The following is a 20,664-nucleotide window of genomic DNA, read 5'->3' as shown; positions in this document are numbered from 1 at the left end:
AAATGACAAGCAAAGAAATAATAACCCTACTGCCCTATTCAAAGCCATTTCTTTTTGTTGATGATATCGAAAGCATCAACGAGGATGGTGTAAGAGGTTCTTTTACTTTCGATCCGGAACTAGATTTTTACAAAGGTCACTTTAAAAACAACCCGATCACACCTGGCGTTATTTTAACGGAAACTATGGCGCAGATTGGCCTGGTTAGCCTGGGGATTTTTTTGCTGTCGGCTAAAGAAGAGGACTTTAATGGTCAGGTGGCGATGACATCTACCAATGTTGAGTTTTTACGACCTGTTTTTCCGGGAGAGAAAGTAAGCGTTGTTTCAGAAAAAATATATTTCAGGTTCAATAAACTGAAGTGTAAAATCACCATGCAGAACCTGGCTGGAGATAAGGTTTGCTACGGGGAACTGGCCGGGATGTTTATTAAAAGCACAAATGGATAATCGAGTCGTCATTACCGGGATGGGTGTAGTTTCACCAAATGGCATTGGGTTAGATCAGTTTCTATCCGCCATACAAAATGGTACTTCAGGGATTAAACACCAGCAGCTTTTAAGCGAGCTAAAATTCTCCTGTCAGATTGCCGGCTTACCAGACGTACCTGCTGAACTTGCTGCTCAATACTTCAGCCCTTTAGAATTGCGTAATTTTAACAGCACGGGCATTTTATATGGCGTAATCGCCGGCATGGATGCCTGGAAGGATGCAGGATTGCCTTTAAATGATACAGATGAACCTTTCTGGAATTATGGAATGGTTTTCGGTGCCGGCACTTCCGGAATCGACCGCTTCAGGGAAGCCATTTACACCATTGATAAACTCGACATCAGACGCTTGGGCAGTACTGTGGTGGCACAAACCATGAACAGTGGGGTAAGTGCATACCTTTCAGGAAAAATAGGACTGGGAAATCAGATTTCCACCAACTCATCTGCCTGCTGTACCGGAACGGAAAGTTTATTAACGGCTTTCGAAAGAATAAGGAGCGGGCAGGCAAGCGTAATTCTCGCTGGTGCCACCAGTGATAGTGGTCCGTACATTTGGGGCGGTTTCGATGGTATGAAAGTGTGTACTTACAAGCACAATGATAGCCCTGAAAAAGGTTCACGACCAATGAGTGCCACCGCAAGTGGTTTTGTACCGGGAGCTGGCGCAGGTGCTTTGGTGGTAGAATCATTAAGCCATGCCAAAGCAAGAGGGGCAAAAATATATGCAGAAATTTTAGGTGGACATGCCAATTCCGGCGGACAAAGGGGGGCTGGAACGATGACTGCCCCAAACTCCACAGCGGTGCAACGCTGTATTGTAAAAGCACTTGAAAATGCCGAAGTTGAAGCAGGTGAGATTGATGCCATTAATGGCCATTTAACGGCTACCGCAATGGATGCATTGGAAATTAAAAACTGGACCATGGCATTGAATAGGAAAGGGATTGATTTTCCTTACATTAATGCTTTAAAAGGAATGACAGGCCACTGCTTAACGGCATCTGGCAGTATAGAATGTGTAGCCTCCGTGCTGCAGATCCATCATAATTTTCTTTTTCCGAATGTAAATTGTGAAGATTTAAACCCCGCCATTACGGCGTTAATCGATGCAGAAAAAGTTCCGCAAAAAATGAAATCAATAAAAATCAATACCTTAATTAAGGCAAGCTTCGGTTTTGGCGATGTAAATGCCTGTATTATTTTTAAAAAATACGCACATGAGTAACGAAGAAATTATCCATAAACTAAAACTAATCATCACCACTTATGCACCGGCTTCCGCGGCATTGGAAAACCTGAGCGAAGAGTCTGATTTCATCAAAGATTTAAACATCAACTCAGCCAATTTGGTGGACATCATCTTAGATGTAGAAGAGGCATTCGGCATCAACATTGATAACGCCTCTATGGAAAAAATGTTAACCGTGAAGGCTTCCATTGAAGTGATAAAAGAAAAACTAAGCAAAATTGATCGGTAACGACATTGTAGATTTAGATTTAGCGAAAGTACAAAGCAACTGGCGACGTAAAGGCTATCTGGATAAAATTTTTAGCCCAAGCGAACAAACCTTAATTGCGACCACAAACTGTGCTGATGAAATGGTTTGGCTATTATGGAGCATGAAAGAAGCGGCTTACAAAATACATAATCGTAAAACAGGTATTCGAAATTTCGCCCCGGCAAGCCTGGCCTGTAAACTGACTTCTGCTCATGAAGAAGTAAATGGTTTGGTTACTGTTGATGGCCAGGTGTATTTCACGAAAACGAGTGTTTTGCCAAATCATGTGCATACGATTGCTGCTCCGGTTTGTGATCAGCTTAGTAAAATCAGCATCGCCATTTATTCGCAACCCCATCACCCGGCGGATTATAAAAGTATGGCTCCCGGCTGTGTAAGCCATCATGGGCGGTATCTGGCTTTGGTGTTTGGATAATAATACTTAGATTATAATGAACTACGTTCGGGTAAGGCAGAATTAACATTGAATACATTCAACTTATTGTATTTTCTATTTCATTTCCGTATTTTATATTACGAACATCAAATTAAAAAGAAATGCTGGTTTGCTTCTACTATTCTAAAGGCTAGAACAGCAGTATGATCAAATAAAATTAGCTGTTGGGAATAACATAGGTAGTTACAATAGCTTCTAATGAGTTAAGTAATAAAGCATTTTTCCAAATAACAAGCCTACAGGAATGGATAATATCATACAACCTATTGCCAGGAAAATAATATTCAAAATAAACGCATTTTTCTTGACAACATTCCCAATAATGAATGAAAAAGTCGGAATGCAACACATAAGCGCGGAAAGTACAAGCAGGAAAATCATATAATATTTTTTAAGTTTATGATGCAGTATCAAATACCTTAATCAGATATTGTTTAGTAGCGGATGGCTAATAAATCATTTAAGCCTGCTTGCAATCCATTTAAAAAATCTACCCTATAATCATATAAATAGATAGATAGCAGTAAAATAAAAAATAGTAAGCTCGTTAGATTTTTATTTTTCTTTAACAGCGAATTTTCCATAATTCAATTATTTTTTGTTTAGAATTAAATGTTTAACTCTTTTAAATTTAAAACATATAAATGTCAATAGCAAGGTAAATAAGTCTTAAAGATTTTACAGTAGTCAATGTTTGATCAATTCGTGCTTAGACTAAAAATTTCTAAAAAGCTTTGTGTTCCATAAACTGTATATCCTATTATCATTAGCAAATCGCTAACTTATTTCTTTACAGAATAATAGAATAGCATCCCTCAAAAAGCCTTATCTTTGGCCAACTCATAAAAAATACACTATGCTTAAAGGATTTTTTAACGTACCCACTCCGGTAAACGAACCTATATTAAACTATGCCCCGGGCAGTAAAGAACGTGCACTTTTAAAAGAAGCATTAGCTGAAGCCCGCGCACATCAACAAGATATCCCCATGTATATCGGCGGGAAAGCCGTTCATACCGATAAAAAAGGAAAAGTTGTTGCGCCTCATGATCATCAGCATGTTTTGGCCCAGTTTAGCATTGGCGATCGTACGCATATTTCACAAGCCATTGATGCCGCTTTAGCAGCGAAAGAAGATTGGGAAAACCTTTCCTGGGAACACCGGGCGGCCATCTTTTTAAAAGCCGCAGATTTAATTGCGGGCAAATACCGTTATAAATTAAACGCCGCAACCATGCTTGGGCAGAGCAAAAATGCTTACCAGGCAGAAATTGATGCCGCTTGCGAGTTGATCGATTTCTTACGTTTTAACGTCAGCTATATGGCTGATATTTATAAACAACAACCTCCTGTATCGCCGCGTGGCAGCTGGAACCGTGTAGAACAACGCCCTTTAGAAGGTTTTGTATTCGCCCTCACCCCATTCAACTTTACCGCCATTGCAGCCAACTTACCGGCATCTGCGGCCATGATGGGCAATGTGGTGGTTTGGAAACCTGCAGACACACAAGTATATGCTGCCAACCTGTTAATGGAAATTTTCCGCGAGGCGGGCTTGCCAGATGGCGTGGTGAATTTAGTATATGCGGATGGCCCTGAAACGGGTGAGGTGATTTTTAATCACAAAGATTTTGCGGGGATTCACTTCACCGGTTCTACTAAAGTTTTTCAGGAAATCTGGAAAACCATTGGCACAAACATCCATAAGTACAGGTCATACCCACGCATTGTAGGCGAAACAGGCGGTAAAGATTTTATTCTTGTTCACCCTTCAGCACAAACGGATATTGCCAGTACTGCCATTGTGCGTGGTGCTTTTGAATACCAGGGACAAAAATGTTCTGCTGCATCAAGAGTTTATATTGCAGCAAGCATCTGGCCTGAAATTAAGGAATTAATGCTTCGTGATTTAGCCACATTCAAAATGGGCGGAACAGAAGATTTCAGCAACTTTATCAATGCGGTAATTGATGAGCGTTCTTTTGATAAGTTAGCGAAATACATTGATCAGGCCAAACAGGATGAAGGTGTAGAAATCATTGCCGGAGGGAACTACGATAAATCAAAAGGATACTTTGTAGAACCAACTGTACTGGTTGTTAATGACCCTAAATATACCACCATGTGCGAAGAGCTGTTTGGTCCGGTATTAACGGTTTATGTGTATGCCGACCAGGATTTTGATGCTATTTTAGAGGTGATAGATACGACTTCGCCATATGCCTTAACAGGTGCTTTAATTGCTCAGGACCGTTATGCCATTGATAAAGCATCACATGCTTTACGCAATTCGGCTGGTAACTTTTACATCAATGATAAATGTACAGGAGCCGTGGTTGGTCAGCAGCCCTTTGGCGGTGCCAGAGGTTCTGGTACAAACGATAAAGCCGGTTCAATGATTAACTTGTTGCGCTGGGTTTCGCCACGTACCATTAAGGAAGTTTTTGAATCTCCAACGGATTATCGCTATCCGTTTTTAGCAGAAGATTAACTTATATACCCATATCCTTTTAAAATCCCCGAATACCCGGGGATTTTTCTTTTTAAAAGCTTCGGAATGCAATTGGTGTAGCAATATTTAATCTTAGGCTTTATGCTGTGTTCCCGATAAAAACCGGACTTCGTTTTTAAACCTGACAGCAGCGGCAGCCCCGAATTTTTCATGAGGGCTACAGCAAATGGCAGGACTGCAGCAGCTACCTGGCATAAACATTCATTTTCAAACCTTTTGCTATCCGTTCGGTCGAAAATTTTTACACCCCAAATAAAAAATCAGGATGTAAATCATTTGCAAGGATTTTGGGCTTTGCCCAAGAACATAATAAAGAAGCGGTAGCACCAGATTAAGATTGTCATGCCGAACTTGTGAAGACACCGTTAAAGACATTTTTTACCAGTCCTTCGAGGCTTCCCTGACCTTCCAAAATTTGTGCTACGGCCACTCCTTAAGAACTCATATCATCAGAATAATTAGCCAATCTTAAATGCTGGCGTCACATCATCCAGGCAGTTACTGGTTACTTCCAGATCTTTAATGATACCGGTTTTTAAACTATAAACCCATGCATGCACAGATAAATCCTGTCCGTTAGCCCATGCACTTTGAACAATAGAGGTATTCATAATATTCGCAGCCCCTTCAATGGCATTTAACTCCACCAGGCGGTCAAACTTTTTTTCAGGATCCTGAATGGCGGCCAATTCATGTTCATGAGTACGGTATACATCACGGATATTTCTCAGCCAGTTATCAATAATACCGACCTGCTTATTACCCATTGCAGCTTTTACACCTCCACAGCCATAATGGCCGCAAACAATAACATGTTTAACTTTTAATACGTTTACTGAATAATCCAGAACAGAAAGCATATTCATATCCGTATGCACCACTACATTGGCAATATTTCGATGAACAAAAATATCACCCGGCTTGGTATTTGTGATCTGGTTGGCTGGCACTCGGCTATCCGAACAGCCAATCCATAAAACAGGTGGATTCTGACCATTGGAAAGCTTATCAAAAAAAGCCGGATCTTTATCTATCGTGTCTTTCACCCAGTCTATATTTCCTTGCAATAAGGCTTCGTAAGATATATCTTTTGTTTCTATTGGTTTTGCGCACATGGCTTCTACTTATTAAGGTCTTCTACAAATTTGTTGGTTAATTTTGGCACAGCATAATGTTTCTTAATGTGCTCTAAAGTGACAATAATGCCTTTGGTATAGGCATTATGCTTATAATTGAAAATGGTTTCCAATACATCAGGATCAATATACCGGGCATTGGAACCATCAATAATGACGTTTGTTTCGCGTGGAATATTTGTTAAAACCACCTGTATAGCCGCTTTATTTAAAAACGACACTTCTTCTGCCAGCTTAATCCGGATGTTCTTCCGGTCGCCATCATTGCTGATCCGGTAAAAGAATGGGTTACGCATGTTGGTACGCAGCAAATAAAATATGGAGACCATCATTCCTACAGCTACCCCTTTCAGTAAATCGGTAAACAATACGGCCAGTACGGTAACCACAAAAGGTACAAACTGATCCCAACCTTTATGATACATATGTTTGAATAAGCCTATACGCGTGAGTTTATAACCTGTTACCAACAAAATGGCCGCCAGACAGGAAAGCGGAATCATATTGATCACCTGCGGAATAAACAGTAAAGATAAAAGCAGCCAGATGCCGTGGAAAATAGCAGACATTTTAGTCCGCCCGCCTGCATTCACATTAGCAGAACTCCTTACAATTACCGATGTCATGGGCAAACCGCCAACCATCCCACTCGCCATGTTGCCAATTCCCTGTGCAATCAGTTCACGGTTGGTAGGCGATACCCGTTTGATCGGGTCTATCTTATCCACTGCTTCAATACTTAAAAGCGTTTCCAAACTGGCCACTACGGCTATGGTAAGGGCTACGATGTAAACGTTTTTATTGGCCAGCTGTGAAAAATCTGGAAGTGTAAACAGGCCCAAAAATCCACTGAAACCACTGATCACCGGAATTTTAACCATTTGATCTGCCCGTAGCGGATGATCTGTTCCGGAGAAAAAGAATGTCCCTAAAATACCCAGGGCCACCACCAGTAAGGGAGCAGGTACTACAGTTAATTTGGGAAATTTGGGCCAGGTAATTAAAATTGCGATTGATAATAAGCTGATGACCACAGCCGCCAAACTAAAATGACCAATTGCAGCAGTAATTGCAGAAAAGGTATTTTCATGATCTTGCTGAAAAAATCCCTCATCACCACTAAAATCGGTATCCACACCCAATGCATGTGGCAATTGTTTCAGGATCAAAATCAAGCCAATGGCGGCTAACATGCCTTCAATCACGCTGGATGGAAAGTAATTTCCGATAGTGCCGGCCTTTACCAAACCCAGAATTAATTGAAAAACCCCGGCCAGTACAACAGCTAATAAAAACGTTGGATATGCACCTAATGAAGTGATTGCACCTAAAACGATCACCGTTAAACCGGCAGCAGGTCCGCTTACGCTCAACTGCGAACCGCTACATGAGGCCACAACAATACCACCGATAATCCCCGTGATTAAACCGGCGAACAATGGTGCACCGGAAGCCAGGGCAATGCCCAAACATAATGGCAGGGCCACTAAAAACACGACAATACTGGAAGGAAGATCTTTTTTGAGATTCTTTTTCAGGAAATACTTTTTGATATCCGAACCTGAAAAGGCCGGGTTAAACTTTTGCATAACAGTATAATGATCGGGTGAATTTTAACGAATAAATCGCTGGGTATATCCATTCATGCCAAAGAAAACTTTTCGCATAAATCTGTCAGTAAGATGCCTGAAACAGTTTATGTAAACAGCATCAAAGAATAACCCAGAAAAAAATCAGATCTGGTTGGGTGGTGGCGTAGGTACCCAAGGATGATATGGGTCTACATATCTTCTGAAATGTTCAATAAAACTACTCTTCAATACAATGTGACTGGAAGAGAATTCATAAGAAAAGATCGGGTGATTGAGTTCAAGAAGTTTGAAATCGCTAAATTTCGTGAGGTCATTTGCAGCATCCTTGCCGCCATCATGTTCCTGCTCAATTTGCATGATCACGGCACTCATGATGTCTTTGTCCATACTCTTATAAAATACCGGCGCGCCCGAAATACCCATCTTCGCAATGAAGATGAACATAAAGGTGCTCACGATAATATATTTGTATTTCCTGAAAAACATTGACTTCTAATCCTGTTCTAATGTTATATTACAAAAATAGACGGATAATCGAGTTTTCAATACGATATGTTGTAAAAAAAACGTAACAACATGTAAAACAGATCATTTGATTAATTTAACAATCCGCATTTTCAGTAGCTTTCAGGTAACGGGCCGCAAATAGAAATCATGACATGCGCAATTCAATCTGATCTAACCTTGTAATACCGATGGTAATTTCTAAATTTAAAATCTCATTAATCAGCGATGGAAAAAAAAATAGCACTCCTTCAGGATAAAATAAAGCAAGCCAGCTTAGGTGGTGGTCAGACCCGCATTGACAGCCAGCATAAAAAGGGCAAGCTCACCGCACGTGAACGCATTCATTTTTTAATGGATGAAGGAAGTTTTGAAGAAATCGGGATGATGGTTACACACCGGAGTACGGATTTTGGAATGGAGCGTGAAAAGTATCTGGGTGACGGCGTAGTAACCGGTTACGGTACGATAAACGGTCGTTTAACTTATGTCTTTTCTCAGGATTTTACTGTTTTTGGCGGATCATTATCCGAAACCCATGCGGAGAAAATCTGTAAGCTGATGGATATGGCTATGAAAAACGGCGCACCATTAATTGGGCTCAACGACAGCGGAGGGGCCAGGATTCAGGAAGGCGTGGTTTCATTAGGTGGTTACGCTGATATCTTTTATAAAAATGTACAGGCTTCGGGGGTAATTCCTCAGTTATCGGCCATTATGGGCCCCTGCGCGGGTGGCGCTGTATATTCACCAGCCATTACCGATTTTATTCTAATGGTAGAAAACACTTCCTATATGTTTGTGACGGGCCCGAATGTGGTTAAAACCGTTACACATGAAGATGTCACGTCAGAAGAATTGGGTGGCGCCATCACACATGCAACCAAATCTGGCGTAACGCATTTCGCCTGCAGCAACGAGATAGAAGCCATCAATCATTTAAAAAAGCTGTTGAGTTATATGCCACAAAATTGCGAGGAAATACCTTTGCAGTGGCCTTATGAAACAGCAGATGAAAGCCGGCTGGCCCTAAATACCTTTATGCCGGAAAATGCATCGCAACCTTATGATATCCGTGAAATTATTAATAGCGTAGCTGATCAGGACAGTTTTTTTGAAATCCATAAAGATTTCGCTGAAAATATTGTGATCGGTTTCGCCCGCTTAGCTGGCCGGAGCATTGGTATAGTGGCCAATCAGCCTGCGTATCTGGCGGGTGTTCTGGATAGCAATTCTTCTACAAAAGCGGCAAGGTTTGTGCGTTTCTGTGATTGCTTTAACATCCCCTTGCTCGTGTTCGAAGATGTTCCGGGGTTCCTTCCGGGAACAGATCAGGAATGGAATGGCATTATTACCAACGGTGCGAAATTGCTGTATGCTTTCAGTGAAGCAACAGTTCCGCGGATTACGGTCATCACCCGGAAAGCTTATGGTGGTGCCTACGATGTGATGAACAGCAAACACATCGGTGCAGATTTGAACTATGCCTGGCCTAGTGCAGAAATTGCCGTTATGGGTGCAAAAGGTGCCGCAGAAATTATATTTAAAAAAGAAATACATGCAGCAGAAAATCCGGAAGATAAATGGATAGAAATGGAAAAACGCTATGCTGATATTTTCGCCAACCCCTATCGTGCTGCAGAAAGAGGCTTTGTAGATGAGGTCATTGAACCTTCGCAAACCCGGATCAAGCTGATTAAAGCTTTCAAAATGCTGGAAAATAAAGTAGTTAATCATCCCCGAAAGAAACATGGAAATATACCTTTGTAAAAAATAGTCCATCGTCATAAGTCCATAGTCTGGGAGTATCAATCTCGGCCTCCAAGACTAAGGACTTTGGACTTTAGACTAGCATGCAGACTACTTCAACATTATCCCGTACCGACATCCTTCTCATGGCCTTTTGTACCGGCCTTATTGTGGCTAATATCTATTACTGCCAGCCGCTGGTGATCCTCATTGCCAAAGATTTTAACATAAATGAAACCTATGCAGGCAGAATTACCTATATCACGCAGATTGGCTATGCATTAGGTCTATTTCTTTTGGTTCCGCTGGGCGATATGTTCGAGCGTAAAAAACAGATTTTATTTATCACTGGCTTAGCCATTGTGGCTTTACTGGTGGCCGCAGTTTCGCATACTTTTTTCTTACTTGAAATTGCCTCCTTATTAATCGGCATCTGCTCCATTGTTCCGCAGCTTATTTTACCACTCGCAGCCAACTTAAGTACTGACGAAAACCGAGGGGCCAACATAGGCATCATCATGAGTGGTTTACTCGTGGGCATCCTCGCCTCCAGGGCAGTAAGCGGAAGTATAGGTTTCTGGCTGGACTGGCGTGCCGTTTATTATATGGCTTCCGGAATCTGTTTCCTGCTGATCCTCTTAATGGCAAAACGGTTTCCGCAAAGTTTCCCGGCATTCAAGGGTTCCTACAAACAGTTAATGGGTTCAATGTTCAGCTACATCAAAACACAACCCGTTTTACGCGAAACATCCATCATCAACTTCCTGGCTTTCGCCATCATCAGTGCCTTCTGGACAACCATGGTATTATTTTTAGCCAACCCTCCCTTTCATTTTCAAACCTTACAAATTGGTTTGTTCGGCATTGCCGGGGCTGCTGGCGCGTTGGCTGCACCCTTGGTAGGCAAATTAAGTGATGGAAATAACCCACGTAAAAACCTGATGATTGGTTTTGTGTTGCAATTGGTTAGCATCGCCTTATTCTATTTTACCGGCAGTCATTTATACCTTTTTGTCATTGGGATTATATTGATTGATATTGGTCAGCAGGCCATTCACGTCACCAATCAAACCCGCATCTACACCCTCATTCCGGAAGCCAGGAACCGGTTGAATACCATTTTTATGTCAGTCAGCTTTATTGGCGCGAGTTGCGGCTCCGCCTTAGGCTTATGGCTGTGGGGGCACGGTGGCTGGACACTGTTTTGCTTTGGCATGGCCGCCATCACAGTACTTAATATCCTAATTTATCAGTTCTACGGAAGAAAAAGAACACGCTCATAAAGATTATTATGCTCATTCAGATTGAACAAATTTTCCCTTCCCTCACCTGGCGCATTCGACATCAGGTGATGTATCCTGAATTACCGCTGGATCGTGTTAAACTACCCGATGATTTCGACGGCATACATTTTGGTTTATACCTGGATCATCAACTTACAGGTGTGGTATCGTTATTTAACGAAGGTGATGTATACCAGTTTAGAAAGCTGGCCATTCTTTCAAATGCACAAAAAGCTGGCCTGGGTACCCAACTCATGCAGCATATCTTGGATTTTTGTAAAATTCAGAAAGCCTCAAAGCTTTGGTGCAACGCCCGTGTAAATGCTAAAGAATTTTATTATAAATTTGGCTTTCACGAAACACCAAAAACCTTTTTTAAGGATGGGTATGATTTTGTGATCATGGAGAAGGAATTTTAGATTGTAGATTAACAAAATGGTTGGTTTAACCTATCAAAAGAGCAATTCTAAAATCCAAAAAATTTGATTGATGATTTGATTTGATCCATGCAAATCATAAATCTGAAATCGTAAATCTAAAATACACATGGCTAAAAAGAAAGAAGACGAAAAAAAAAATCATGTTCCGGTAGTAACTAAAAAATCATTACAGTTTCTGGAAGAATACATCAATAACCCTGCGCCTACCGGTTACGAATGGGAAGGGCAGAAACTTTGGTTAAACTATTTGAAACCCTATATTGACGAGCATTTTGTAGATAACTACGGCACGGCAGTTGGTGTAATTAACCCCAAAGCAGCTTACAAGGTGGTAATTGAAGCACATGCCGATGAAATTTCATGGTACGTGAACTATATCACCAGTGACGGCTTAATTTATGTCATCCGCAATGGCGGTTCTGATCATCAGATCGCCCCATCCAAAAGGGTAAATATTCATACCGAAAAAGGGCTGGTTAAAGCCGTTTTTGGCTGGCCGGCCATTCATACCCGCCATGGTGAAAAAGAACAGGCACCTGAATTAAAAAATATCTTTTTAGATTGTGGCTGCACATCAAAAGAAGAAGTAGAAAAACTGGGTATCCATGTAGGCTGTGTAATTACTTACGAGGATGAGTTTATGATTTTGAACGACCGTTATTACGTAGGTCGCGCTTTAGATAACCGTGTGGGTGGTTTTATGATTGCCGAAGTTGCACGCTTATTAAAAGAAAACAAGAAAAAACTTCCTTTCGGATTGTATATCGTAAATTCGGTACAGGAAGAAATTGGCTTACGCGGTGCAGAAATGATTGCTCAACGGATTAAACCAAATGTAGCCATTGTGACCGATGTAACACATGATACCACCACGCCAATGATTAATAAAAATATTCAGGGCGATTTATCAGCAGGCAAGGGCCCGGTTGTATCATATGCACCCGCGGTTCAGACCAATTTAAATAAACTATTAATTAAAACGGCTGAAAAGAATGAAATTCCTTTTCAGCGCCAGGCTTCATCACGCTCTACCGGAACGGATACAGATGCCTTTGCCTATTCTAACGGAGGCGTTCCATCTGCATTGATTTCATTGCCGCTCAGGTATATGCACACCACAGTAGAAATGGTTCATAAAGAAGATGTTGATAATGTAATCAGCTTGATTTATGAAAGCCTACTGAACATTAAAGACGGCCAGGATTTCAGAGAATTTAAATAATGAAAGAAAAGATTTCGCACCCGAAAATAGCAGTCAGAACCTTATTAAAGGTGCTTTTAATGATTGTAATTATTTTCATTATAAACTCCTGGCCAAGCATTATGCGAAGCCTGGATGGCCAGGCGCCACCTTTTAACTACTGGCTCGACCACAGTTTTAAGCCCAGCAACTTCCTGCTCATCATCGGCTTTGGTGCTTATTTTTACTATAAGGATTTAACAGATCAGAAAGAACTGATAGCAAAAAAGCAGAACGAAATTGAATAAAGCTTATCAAGGCTTGAAGTGAACTTCAGGCCTTTTATGTAGATATTGCGTTCTAATTTGACAATCCGCATACAGCAGCATAAATCAATTATCGAAAATAACGGTCATCAGAAACAAATGAAAAAACTCGTATTAATTCGCCACGGACAAAGCATCTACAACCTGGAAAACCGTTTCACAGGCTGGACAGATGTAGACCTTTCTGAAAATGGCTGCCAGGAAGCTAAAAAAGCTGCAGAAATATTAAAAAAACATGGTTATAATTTTGATATTGCCTTCACGTCCTTACTGAAGCGTGCCATCAAAACCCTGCATATTATTTTAGAAGACCTGGATCATCTCTGGATTCCGGAATATAAAACCTGGCACTTAAACGAGCGTTTTTATGGCGCATTACAGGGATTAAACAAGGCCGAAACAGCAGAAAAATATGGCGCGGAACAGGTTTATAAATGGCGCAGAGATCCTGATGAAGAACCGCCACAGTTAACAAAAGACGATGAACGTTACCCGGGAAATGATTTGCGCTATCAGCATTTAACCGCCGGACAATTGCCACTCAGCGAAAACCTGTCGGACACGATTGCGAGGGTATTGCCGTTCTGGAACGAATCTGTTGTGCCCGCCATCAGCAAAAATGAGAAGGTGATCATTTCTGCACATGGAAATAGCCTCAGGGCCTTAATCAAATATATTGATCACCTCTCAAACGAAGAAGTTACCGCCTTAGAGATTCCTACAGGAAGCCCACTGGTTTATGAACTGGATGACGACCTGAAAAAAATCAGGCATTATTATCTGGAGTAATGAATTCTATAAAAACAAAGGTTAAACAGCAATAGCTTGTTTATAATAATGTTGTGCAGCCATAATCTCCCTTGCCCGCACCACATCACCAATAACAATGATTGCCGGGTGTGCCATTCCTTCCTTTAAGGCCGTTTCCTGAAGATCTTTAACCATACACCTTACCTGTTTTTGTTTAGCCAGGCTAGCATGCTGAATAATCGCTGCTGGCGTAGCACCCAAACCAGCTTGTTTATATGCGGCAGAAATTTCCGCAAGCTTTTTCATGCCCATATAAATCACTACTGTAGCCGAACTGCTCATGGCACACTTAAGATCTTTTGATAAGCTTCCATCTTTCTTTGTACCGGTTATCGCCCAAACGCTTTCGCTAATGCCACGGTGGGTAAGTGGAACATCAATAAAACCTGCACCCTGCATACTGCTGATTCCTGGAATGTAGTGTGATTTAATCCCATATTTCTCTGCATAAAGCAATTCTTCGAAACCCCTGCCAAAAATAAATGGGTCACCTCCCTTTAACCGCACCACCACATTGTAGGTTAACGCGTATTTTACAATCAAATCATTTATATCATCTTGCGGCGTGCACCTGGCATAAGGTTTTTTACCTACGTATACCATTACACAGCTTTTTGGAGCAATTTCCAGCAGCTTTTCATTGCTTAAGTTATCATATAGGATCACTTCTGCCCTTTTCAGCACATTAAATGCTTTCATTGTGATTAATTCGGGATCTCCGGGCCCCGCTCCCATTATAAAAAGTCCAAAATCTTCCATTATTACAGTATAATTTTAATGATTTAATCAAAATAATAGTAAATATGATTAAATAATATTAAAAATTATATTAATTTATGATAAAAATCATGTTTAAATAAAAATATTAATCAATAAAACTATATTTGAATATCATAAATCATATAAAAAGCCTTTACAAAGACAAAATAATCATTAATAGCACCATTTTTTTAGCACTAAAGACTAAAGAACCTATAAAAAAATAAGTACAAAGCAAAATATTTCACCAAAAAACAAGAAGTCATGAACAAATTAAAGATAATCGTAATTGGAAATGGGATGGTTGGATATAAATTCTGCGAAAAGCTAACAGCTAAATCTGATGCCTTCAAATTAATTGTTTTTGGTGAGGAACCAAGAAGGGCTTATGACCGTGTTCATTTAAGCGAATATTTTAATGGCAAAACCGCTGATGATCTTTCGATGTCGGCAGCAAACTGGTACCAGGAACAGGATATTGACCTCTATTTAAACAATCCAATAGTTGGTGTAGATCGCAATTTAAAAACAGTTAGAACATCCGGCGGTGAAATTTATGGCTACGATTTTTTAGTTTTCGCAACAGGTTCTGCTGCATTCGTACCCAATATAGAAGGGATAGAAAAAGAAGGTGTTTTTGTTTACCGGACCATAGATGATCTTGATTTGATTGCAGGCTATGCAACGAAAGCCAAAACAGCCGCCGTAATTGGTGGCGGATTATTAGGCCTTGAGGCCGCGAAAGCACTGATCGATTTAGGCATAGCAGAAACCAGCATTGTAGAATTTGCGCCCAGGTTAATGCCCAGGCAAATTGACCTGGCGGGCAGCGAAATGCTGAAATCCATGCTGAATGAATTGGGCTTACAAATCCACCTCAATAAAAATACAAGCCGCATTGAAGGTGATCAATGCATCACAGGTTTAAAGTTCAGTGATGATTCAGAATTAGCATCAGATATGCTGGTAATTTCTGCCGGAATAAAACCAAGAGATGAACTGGCCAGGTTTTGCGGCCTTGAAGTAGGCACCAGGGGCGGCATTCTGGTCGATGATAAAATGCAGACCAACGACCCCTGCATTTTTGCCATCGGAGAATGTGCCCTGCACAATGAAATGATTTACGGGCTGATCGCCCCGGGTTATGAAATGGCTGAAGTGTTGGCTACCAATCTTTGTGCAGAAGATAAATCCTTTAAGGGTTTTGACATGAGCACAAAACTTAAACTCATTGGTATAGATGTAGCCAGTTTTGGTGATCCATTTATCAATGAACCCGATTGCCGCACCATCGTATTTGAAAACAAACATAAAGGCATTTATAAAAGAATAAACATTAGTAATGACGGGCAGTACCTTTTAGGAGGTATTTTAATTGGCGATGCAGCAGCGTACAATATGCTGCTGCAAACCAGTGTGAACAAAATATTATTACCTGAAAACCCGGAAGAACTTATCCTGGGAAGCAGAGGTGGCGAAGCATCAGCCGCCGCAGGAATCACTTCCCTTCCAAATGAGGCCTTAATCTGCAGCTGTGAAGGCGTAACCAAAGGCAACATCTGCCATTCCGTTGCTGAACAAGGTTGCGAAACGCTGGATAGCATTAAGAAATGCACTAAAGCCGGAACCGGATGTGGTGGCTGCGTACCCATGGTAAAAGACCTCATGCTGCATACCTTAAAAGCACAAGGCAAATATGTCCGGAACGTCATTTGCGAACACTTCAATTACAGCCGTCAGGAACTTTATGACCTGATTCACATCCACGAATTAAAATCTTATGATGAGGTATTGGATAAATTAGGGAAATCTGATGGCTGCGAGGTTTGCAAACCATTGGTGGCTTCCCTGCTGGCCAGTTTATGGAATGAAATGATCCTTAAAAAAGGGAATGATACCGCGCAGGACAGTAACGACCGTTTCCTGGCGAACATTCAGAAAGGGGGTTCCTATTCTGTTGTACCACGCATTCCTGGCGGAGAAATTACACCTGATAAACTCATTGTCATTGGTGAAGTAGCAAAAAAATATAATTTATACACCAAGATAACCGGCGGACAGCGAATCGACCTGTTCGGTGCTCACTTAAATGATCTTCCGGTAATATGGGAAGAATTGATCGCGGCAGGTTTCGAAAGCGGTCATGCTTATGGCAAAGGACTAAGAACAGTAAAAAGCTGCGTTGGAAGCACCTGGTGCCGTTTCGGATTGCATGACAGTGTCAGTTTCGCCATCAGAATTGAAGAACGATACCGTGGCATCAGGGCACCCCATAAATTCAAATCGGCGGTGAGTGGCTGCATCAGGGAATGTGCCGAGGCGCAGAGCAAGGATTTTGGTATCATCGCCACAGAAAAAGGCTGGAACCTTTATGTATGCGGCAATGGCGGAAGTAAACCGCAGCATGCGCAGCTACTGGCCGCAGATGTAGACAGCGAAACCTGCATTAAATATATCGACCGTTTTCTGATGTTTTACATCCGTACAGGAGATCCCTTAACCAGAACGGCAACCTGGCTCAATAAAATGGAGGGCGGCATGGAATACCTCCGCAATGTGGTGATTCATGATAGCCTGGGCATGGCTGAAAAATGGGAAAACGAAATTGAAAATCTGATTGCCAGCTATAAATGCGAATGGAAAGAAGCTGTGGAGAATCCTGCCATCAGAAAGAGATTTTCACACTTCGTTAATGCGCCGGAAGAAAAAGACCCTACTATTGAATTTGTGGAAATGAGGGGCCAGAAAAAAACACCTGAATGGAAAACAACCTAACCAAATATAAGCCAGTTATTGCACGGGATCAAACAATTAAAACCAAAACCAAACTTACATTATGAAAAGAAGAAACATCGTTATGCTTTCAACCTGCCTTTCACTGGCTTTATTTTCTTCAGCGCTAAAGGCACAAACCAAAGTGGCGTTATTTGATGGAACAATCGTTGCTGGTTATGTAGATCACGGAGGATATGTTAACTGCATCGGACCATCGGTTAAATACCTGAAAAAACCATTTTCAATCAGCGCCGGTTTACTTCCTTCATTAAGAATTAAGGAAGACAAGGTGGCTGCCGGAGCAACTAAAAACAGTTTGATCACGCCATCTTTAGGCTTGGGCTTAACAGCGGTTTTTAACCACATCGCCCTTCAGCTTCCGCTTTATTATAATGCCAAAACGAGCACCAAAAATGGTGAATGGAATGTGGGTGTAGGCTTGGGATATAAGTTATAAAAATGAATGATTGAATGTTGAATGAATGAATGTTGAATGATTGAATTTTGAATAATTGAATGTTTGAGTGATTGGACATTCTCTAATTCTTTCATTCAATCACTCAAACATTCAATCCTTTCCCTATTCAATTTCTATCCACACCGGACAGTGATCACTTGTTTTTTCCCAGCCCCGGACATGCTTATCTACGCCACCCTTTACTAACCTGCCATCAAGTTGCGGACTTAATAAAAAGTGATCGATCCTTAAACCAGCATCACGACCATATGCATTCCTGAAATAATCGTAAAAAGTATAAACCGTTTCTGTCGGATAGAGTTTTCGGATGGCATCTGTCCAGCCCTGATCTACCAGCTTTTTAAAAGCTTGCCTGACTTCAGGCTTAAACAAAGCATCATTAATCCAGCGTTCGGGTTTGTAAACATCTTTTTCGGTTGGCATAACATTGTAATCGCCCGCAAGTACCACAGGTAGGTTATATTCCAGCAATTTCGAAGCATGATCAGTTAATCTTTCAAACCATGCCATTTTATAATCAAATTTTGGCCCCGGCGTTGGGTTTCCGTTTGGAAGATACAGGCAACCAATTACGACATCATTAACCAATGCTTCTATATAGCGGCTATGCAAATCTTCCGGATCACCAGGTAAACCGCGTTTAAGTTCTTTGATTTCGTAACCATGCGACAGGATAGCTACACCATTCCAGCTTTTTTGTCCGTGCCAGATGGCCTGATAGCCAGCATCTAAAATGGCTTGTTCCGGAAATTTTTCTTGTGGGGCTTTTAGCTCCTGAAGACAAACCACATCAGGCTTAGTTTCCGCAAGCCATTGTAACAGCACGGGTAAACGACCATTAACACCGTTTACATTATAGGTTGCAATTCTCATGATCAATTAAAGTCAACAGAGCAGTTAATCATTAAAAAAAAGTTTTTTTTGTAAATGTAAATCAAAATTTGGCCTTATCTTGCAATTTATTTCACCAGGAACGCTAATTAATGTCTGAAGTTATTCTAAACATCTCAAAAGAAGCATCAAAAGATATCCGGCAATTTTATGATAAATATGCGGGTATGCTTCTGGGCTTTATCCAGGGTACTATCCAGGATCCCCAAAAATCTGAAGCGCATTTAATAAAAATTCTAACATCTTTTATATTGGAAGTAAAATTAAATCCACAAAGTAAATCAAGTACCTGGATGCTTTTAAGGCAACATGCGCAAAAGATATTAGCTCAGGAACAACTTACAGATACAGAATCAATGATCACATCTGATTACGCATCGGTAAATCCAGACCAGTTAAGCTTAAAAGAAAAAGAAATTTTCAATGCGGTATATTATCTTGGCAGATCAGTTTCATACCTGGCGGCATCTTTTGGAGAAGAAGAAAACAGCATACGCATTCAACTGAAATCATCAATAGACAAAATGAGGAGGTTACGTGAAAATTAAGGAAATAATGGAAAGCGGCATCATGGAAACCTATGTCATGGGCATCGCCACCGAACAGGAAATTGAACAGATAACATCACTTAAAAAACAGTATCCGGAGTTTGAGCAGGAACTTGCGAAGCTGGAATATGACATGGAAATTCTTGCACTCGGCATGGCCATTCCACCTCCGCCCGGAGTATTGGCTAAGATCGAAAATGAAGTGAATGAAATTCAGCTCCGCGATCAGAAAGTGGAGAAATTTACTGCACGTGATCACGCAGCGGGCTACGATGATATCCGGAAAGACCGTTATATTGAAGTGGAATCATCATCCAGCCACATGCGCATCCATAAGGCATGGAGATGGGTTTTTGCCGCCGTTTTTGTATTGGGAAAAATATTTTTAGGCTTCGCCATTTATTATTACCTCGAAAACAGACAGGCTAAAGAACAGATTAATGAACTTAAATTGGAGATTAAACAAGGTATCCAGAGACGTTAATTTCTTATTTTTTTAAACCATAGCTTCTTTATGGCGTTGTTAAAGAAAAAATAAAAATGTCCGTAGATTTAAATCAGCATCCCCATCCTAAATTATATATGCTATTGCTGGGCTCAAAAGCGCCCAAAAGAAATGTAGAACAGCACGATTACTTTTTTGGCATAGCGCATTCATTGAAAGAACTTGTTCCGGAAATTAAAGCTTTCTGGCCAGAAGCCGGAGCAAGCATCCATGTTGATGGCTGGCGTGAAGTGAACCAGGTGGATGGTTACCAGATTAAAATACTACCTAGAACATCAACCCCTGAAACTTCTCCTCATCAGTTATTTTTCACCAACCTCGGAGGATACCAGGCAGGCAAGCTGGCCGAACAGCATTACATCGTGTTAAGCGTAAAAGATGACCGGGCTTCGGCCATACAGGATGCCAAAAAAACTGTATTCTTTAAAACCAATTCCATTAAGGGAGCAAATGCCCATATCGACGAAAAGTACGGCATAGATATCGATGATATCTACCGGGTTGAAGAAATTTTAAGTCCCGTGTTTAAAGCCAAGTACCTCATCGAAATCACACCTCATTCCGCTTTACCTGAAGATGAAATTCATTTAGGCTATTTCAAACTGGATAAACTTTAAGACAGTACGCTATAAAAACCATTCTTAATTTATCCTGTTATTAAGGTGATAACAAAACCAATATTTGAAGCGATTAGGATTGCTTCATCACCTTTTTAAAAATAAAACG

21 protein-coding genes are annotated in these 20,664 nt (G+C 40.9%); 16 read left to right on the top strand and 5 right to left on the bottom strand.

The features are described from left to right. Positions 1-2 precede the first annotated feature (2 nt). The 5 genes from OQ267_RS05630 to pruA all read left to right on the top strand — a co-directional run bounded on the left by OQ267_RS05630 (position 3) and on the right by pruA (position 4,941). On the top strand, positions 3-449 hold the full coding sequence (locus OQ267_RS05630; protein ID WP_265835172.1) for a 3-hydroxyacyl-ACP dehydratase FabZ family protein: 447 nt from the start codon (positions 3-5) through the stop codon (positions 447-449). Next, entirely contained in the window at positions 442-1,719 is a 1,278-nt protein-coding gene (locus OQ267_RS05625) for a beta-ketoacyl-[acyl-carrier-protein] synthase family protein (RefSeq protein WP_265835171.1), read from the top strand. The genes OQ267_RS05630 and OQ267_RS05625 overlap by 8 nt, the downstream gene beginning before the upstream one ends. Further along, positions 1,712-1,972 carry an acyl carrier protein gene (locus tag OQ267_RS05620; protein ID WP_265835170.1) on the top strand — a complete coding sequence of 87 codons (261 nt, stop codon included), beginning with the start codon at positions 1,712-1,714 and terminating at the stop codon, positions 1,970-1,972. Before OQ267_RS05625 ends, OQ267_RS05620 begins: the two co-directional genes overlap by 8 nt. After that, on the top strand, positions 1,962-2,429 hold the full coding sequence (locus tag OQ267_RS05615) for a 4'-phosphopantetheinyl transferase superfamily protein (protein WP_265835169.1): 468 nt from the start codon (positions 1,962-1,964) through the stop codon (positions 2,427-2,429). Before OQ267_RS05620 ends, OQ267_RS05615 begins: the two co-directional genes overlap by 11 nt. An 877-nt stretch (positions 2,430-3,306) precedes the next feature. Then, complete coding sequence (pruA, locus tag OQ267_RS05610; RefSeq protein WP_265819829.1) at positions 3,307-4,941, top strand: L-glutamate gamma-semialdehyde dehydrogenase; 1,635 nt, start codon at positions 3,307-3,309, stop codon at positions 4,939-4,941. A gap of 479 nt (positions 4,942-5,420) precedes the next feature. On the opposite strand, the gene can is transcribed toward pruA, so the two are convergent. The 3 genes from can to OQ267_RS05595 all read right to left on the bottom strand — a co-directional run bounded on the left by can (position 5,421) and on the right by OQ267_RS05595 (position 8,134). Next, positions 5,421-6,077, bottom strand: a complete 657-nt coding sequence (can, locus tag OQ267_RS05605; protein WP_265835168.1) for a carbonate dehydratase — start codon at positions 6,075-6,077, stop codon at positions 5,421-5,423. A gap of 5 nt (positions 6,078-6,082) precedes the next feature. After that, positions 6,083-7,687, bottom strand: a complete 1,605-nt coding sequence (locus OQ267_RS05600; RefSeq protein ID WP_265835167.1) for a SulP family inorganic anion transporter — start codon at positions 7,685-7,687, stop codon at positions 6,083-6,085. A 144-nt stretch (positions 7,688-7,831) separates the two neighbouring features. Further along, positions 7,832-8,134, bottom strand: a complete 303-nt coding sequence (locus tag OQ267_RS05595) for a hypothetical protein (RefSeq protein ID WP_265835166.1) — start codon at positions 8,132-8,134, stop codon at positions 7,832-7,834. Between the two features lie 288 nt (positions 8,135-8,422). Between OQ267_RS05595 and OQ267_RS05590 the strand changes: the two genes are divergently transcribed. From OQ267_RS05590 to gpmA, 6 genes are all read left to right on the top strand, one after another. Further along, positions 8,423-9,964 carry an acyl-CoA carboxylase subunit beta gene (locus OQ267_RS05590; RefSeq protein ID WP_265835165.1) on the top strand — a complete coding sequence of 514 codons (1,542 nt, stop codon included), beginning with the start codon at positions 8,423-8,425 and terminating at the stop codon, positions 9,962-9,964. An 83-nt stretch (positions 9,965-10,047) separates the two neighbouring features. After that, a complete protein-coding gene (locus tag OQ267_RS05585; protein WP_265835164.1) occupies positions 10,048-11,226 on the top strand; it encodes an MFS transporter in 1,179 nt (392 codons plus the stop codon). Between the two features lie 8 nt (positions 11,227-11,234). Beyond that, positions 11,235-11,645 (top strand): GNAT family N-acetyltransferase, encoded by a 411-nt coding sequence (locus tag OQ267_RS05580; protein WP_253249040.1) that lies wholly within the window; start codon positions 11,235-11,237, stop codon positions 11,643-11,645. 127 nt (positions 11,646-11,772) lie between these two features. Continuing rightward, on the top strand, positions 11,773-12,888 hold the full coding sequence (locus OQ267_RS05575) for a M42 family metallopeptidase (RefSeq protein WP_088301944.1): 1,116 nt from the start codon (positions 11,773-11,775) through the stop codon (positions 12,886-12,888). Beyond that, positions 12,888-13,154, top strand: a complete 267-nt coding sequence (locus OQ267_RS05570) for a hypothetical protein (RefSeq protein WP_088301943.1) — start codon at positions 12,888-12,890, stop codon at positions 13,152-13,154. The genes OQ267_RS05575 and OQ267_RS05570 overlap by 1 nt, the downstream gene beginning before the upstream one ends. Before the next feature lie 117 nt (positions 13,155-13,271). Continuing rightward, positions 13,272-13,961: a 2,3-diphosphoglycerate-dependent phosphoglycerate mutase gene (gene gpmA, locus OQ267_RS05565; protein WP_265835163.1), complete on the top strand. Its 690-nt coding sequence runs from the start codon at positions 13,272-13,274 to the stop codon at positions 13,959-13,961. 21 nt (positions 13,962-13,982) lie between these two features. Here gpmA and cobA read toward each other — a convergent pair whose 3' ends face one another. Further along, positions 13,983-14,717, bottom strand: a complete 735-nt coding sequence (cobA, locus tag OQ267_RS05560; RefSeq protein WP_322974802.1) for a uroporphyrinogen-III C-methyltransferase — start codon at positions 14,715-14,717, stop codon at positions 13,983-13,985. Positions 14,718-15,005: 288 nt separating this feature from the next. On the opposite strand from cobA, the gene nirB reads away from it, so the two are divergent. Continuing rightward, positions 15,006-17,516 (top strand): nitrite reductase large subunit NirB, encoded by a 2,511-nt coding sequence (gene nirB, locus OQ267_RS05555; RefSeq protein WP_265835162.1) that lies wholly within the window; start codon positions 15,006-15,008, stop codon positions 17,514-17,516. A 61-nt stretch (positions 17,517-17,577) separates the two neighbouring features. Then, positions 17,578-17,973 carry a hypothetical protein gene (locus tag OQ267_RS05550; RefSeq protein ID WP_253249038.1) on the top strand — a complete coding sequence of 132 codons (396 nt, stop codon included), beginning with the start codon at positions 17,578-17,580 and terminating at the stop codon, positions 17,971-17,973. Between the two features lie 123 nt (positions 17,974-18,096). On the opposite strand, the gene xth is transcribed toward OQ267_RS05550, so the two are convergent. Next, positions 18,097-18,867: an exodeoxyribonuclease III gene (gene xth / locus OQ267_RS05545; RefSeq protein WP_265835161.1), complete on the bottom strand. Its 771-nt coding sequence runs from the start codon at positions 18,865-18,867 to the stop codon at positions 18,097-18,099. A 110-nt stretch (positions 18,868-18,977) separates the two neighbouring features. Between xth and OQ267_RS05540 the strand changes: the two genes are divergently transcribed. The 3 genes from OQ267_RS05540 to OQ267_RS05530 are packed head-to-tail and all read left to right on the top strand — an operon-like array spanning position 18,978 to position 20,555. Next, positions 18,978-19,433, top strand: coding sequence for a hypothetical protein (locus tag OQ267_RS05540; protein WP_265835160.1), 456 nt, complete (start codon positions 18,978-18,980; stop codon positions 19,431-19,433). A gap of 7 nt (positions 19,434-19,440) precedes the next feature. After that, the gene (locus tag OQ267_RS05535; protein WP_088301938.1) at positions 19,441-19,917 is read left to right on the top strand and encodes a hypothetical protein; all 477 of its coding nucleotides are present in this window, start codon (positions 19,441-19,443) and stop codon (positions 19,915-19,917) included. A 56-nt stretch (positions 19,918-19,973) separates the two neighbouring features. After that, positions 19,974-20,555, top strand: a complete 582-nt coding sequence (locus tag OQ267_RS05530; protein WP_265835159.1) for a DUF1543 domain-containing protein — start codon at positions 19,974-19,976, stop codon at positions 20,553-20,555. Positions 20,556-20,664: the final 109 nt, after the last annotated feature.

The organism is Pedobacter sp. MR22-3 (assembly GCF_026240075.1).
Classification (GTDB): domain Bacteria; phylum Bacteroidota; class Bacteroidia; order Sphingobacteriales; family Sphingobacteriaceae; genus Pedobacter.
The sequence above is the reverse complement of the archived record's forward strand: the minus strand, read 5'-3'. Positions and strand labels throughout refer to the sequence as shown.

Coding starts and splice junctions, on each gene's coding strand:
- OQ267_RS05630 (WP_265835172.1), top strand. CDS start 3: ATGACAAGCAAAGAAATAATAACCCTACTGCCCTATTCAAAGCCATTT.
- OQ267_RS05625 (WP_265835171.1), top strand. CDS start 442: ATGGATAATCGAGTCGTCATTACCGGGATGGGTGTAGTTTCACCAAAT.
- OQ267_RS05620 (WP_265835170.1), top strand. CDS start 1,712: ATGAGTAACGAAGAAATTATCCATAAACTAAAACTAATCATCACCACT.
- pruA (WP_265819829.1), top strand. CDS start 3,307: ATGCTTAAAGGATTTTTTAACGTACCCACTCCGGTAAACGAACCTATA.
- can (WP_265835168.1), bottom strand. CDS start 6,077: ATGTGCGCAAAACCAATAGAAACAAAAGATATATCTTACGAAGCCTTA.
- OQ267_RS05600 (WP_265835167.1), bottom strand. CDS start 7,687: ATGCAAAAGTTTAACCCGGCCTTTTCAGGTTCGGATATCAAAAAGTAT.
- OQ267_RS05595 (WP_265835166.1), bottom strand. CDS start 8,134: ATGTTCATCTTCATTGCGAAGATGGGTATTTCGGGCGCGCCGGTATTT.
- OQ267_RS05590 (WP_265835165.1), top strand. CDS start 8,423: ATGGAAAAAAAAATAGCACTCCTTCAGGATAAAATAAAGCAAGCCAGC.
- OQ267_RS05585 (WP_265835164.1), top strand. CDS start 10,048: ATGCAGACTACTTCAACATTATCCCGTACCGACATCCTTCTCATGGCC.
- OQ267_RS05580 (WP_253249040.1), top strand. CDS start 11,235: ATGCTCATTCAGATTGAACAAATTTTCCCTTCCCTCACCTGGCGCATT.
- OQ267_RS05575 (WP_088301944.1), top strand. CDS start 11,773: ATGGCTAAAAAGAAAGAAGACGAAAAAAAAAATCATGTTCCGGTAGTA.
- OQ267_RS05570 (WP_088301943.1), top strand. CDS start 12,888: ATGAAAGAAAAGATTTCGCACCCGAAAATAGCAGTCAGAACCTTATTA.
- gpmA (WP_265835163.1), top strand. CDS start 13,272: ATGAAAAAACTCGTATTAATTCGCCACGGACAAAGCATCTACAACCTG.
- cobA (WP_322974802.1), bottom strand. CDS start 14,717: ATGGGAGCGGGGCCCGGAGATCCCGAATTAATCACAATGAAAGCATTT.
- nirB (WP_265835162.1), top strand. CDS start 15,006: ATGAACAAATTAAAGATAATCGTAATTGGAAATGGGATGGTTGGATAT.
- OQ267_RS05550 (WP_253249038.1), top strand. CDS start 17,578: ATGAAAAGAAGAAACATCGTTATGCTTTCAACCTGCCTTTCACTGGCT.
- xth (WP_265835161.1), bottom strand. CDS start 18,867: ATGAGAATTGCAACCTATAATGTAAACGGTGTTAATGGTCGTTTACCC.
- OQ267_RS05540 (WP_265835160.1), top strand. CDS start 18,978: ATGTCTGAAGTTATTCTAAACATCTCAAAAGAAGCATCAAAAGATATC.
- OQ267_RS05535 (WP_088301938.1), top strand. CDS start 19,441: ATGGAAAGCGGCATCATGGAAACCTATGTCATGGGCATCGCCACCGAA.
- OQ267_RS05530 (WP_265835159.1), top strand. CDS start 19,974: ATGTCCGTAGATTTAAATCAGCATCCCCATCCTAAATTATATATGCTA.